General features: G+C 60.9%; 1 pseudogene. It reads left to right on the top strand.

The window, feature by feature from the left end:
• Positions 1–261, top strand: a pseudogene (locus E5W87_RS35820) (ABC transporter permease); the annotation flags it as partial.

The raw sequence follows: 261 nt of genomic DNA, 5'->3' as shown, positions 1-261 counted from the left end.
TCGCCATCCCTGCCTATTTCCGCGCCCGCTACAACACCAACGAAGTCGTCTCGACGATCCTGTCGAACTACGTCGCGGTGCTGCTGACCTCCTATTTCACGATCTTTCTGTTCAAGCGGCCAGGTGGCTGGTCGGAGACGCCGCCGATCCTGCCGACAGCCTATCTGCCGGGGATCTTCGACTTCTCCCGGTTGAACTGGGGCCTGGTCATCGGCCTGGTGCTGGCGATCGGCGCGGCACTTGTCTTTCGCTACACCAGTT

It is taken from the genome of Mesorhizobium sp., assembly GCF_004962925.1.
GTDB lineage: Bacteria > Pseudomonadota > Alphaproteobacteria > Rhizobiales > Rhizobiaceae > Mesorhizobium.
This window is presented reverse-complemented; position numbering and strand designations above follow the sequence as displayed.